The organism is Streptomyces sp. AC627_RSS907 (assembly GCF_019049165.1).
Genome location: NZ_JAGMUE010000412.1, coordinates 1 through 918, shown reverse-complemented (window position 1 = coordinate 918; position 918 = coordinate 1). Strand labels below are relative to the sequence as shown.

The 918-nt window shown below is 70.6% G+C and carries 1 protein-coding gene; it reads left to right on the top strand.

Features of this window, described 5'->3' with window-relative positions; translation table 11 throughout:
- A partial coding sequence (locus tag KUM32_RS36190) for a protein kinase (protein ID WP_217146141.1) occupies positions 1-918 on the top strand: 918 nt, incomplete at both ends.

The window sequence follows — 918 nt, the reverse complement described above, 5'->3', positions numbered from 1 at the left end:
CCTGCGCTGTGAAGACGCTACGGGTCGACCTCGCGCGCGACCCGTCGTTCCAGGCCCGGTTCCGCCGTGAGGCCCAGTCGGCCGCCTCGCTCAACCATCCCGCGATCGTCGCGGTGTACGACACCGGCGAGGACTACGTCGACGGCGTCTCGATCCCCTACATCGTGATGGAGTACGTCGACGGCTCGACCCTTCGCGAACTGCTCCACTCCGGGCGGAAGTTGCTGCCCGAGCGGTCGATGGAGATGACCGTCGGCATCCTGCAGGCCCTGGAGTACTCGCACCGCAACCAGATCGTCCACCGCGACATCAAGCCGGCCAACGTCATGCTGACGCGCACCGGCCAGGTCAAGGTGATGGACTTCGGCATCGCGCGCGCGATGGGCGAGTCCGGCATGACGATGACGCAGACCGCCGCCGTCATCGGCACCGCCCAGTACCTCTCGCCCGAGCAGGCCAAGGGCGAGCAGGTGGACGCGCGCAGCGACCTCTACTCGACCGGCTGCCTGCTGTACGAACTGCTGACGGTGCGGCCCCCGTTCGTCGGCGACTCGCCGGTGGCCGTCGCCTACCAGCACGTGCGCGAGGAGCCGCAGCCGCCCAGCGCGTACGACCCCGAGATCACGCCCGAGATGGACGCGATCGTGTTGCGGGCGCTGGTGAAGGACCCGGACTACCGCTACCAGTCGGCCGACGAGATGCGCGCCGACATCGAGGCGGCCCTCGACGGGCAGCCGGTGGCGGCCACGGCCGCGCTCGGCGCCGTCGGCTACGGCGACGACCAGCCGACGGCCATGCTCCGGTCGCAGGACGCTGCGGCGCAGACGACCATGCTGCCGCCCGCGCGCGACGACGACGGCGGCTTCGGCTACGACGAGCGCGGGGATCGGCACCGCGGCGAGAAGAAGAGCCACACCT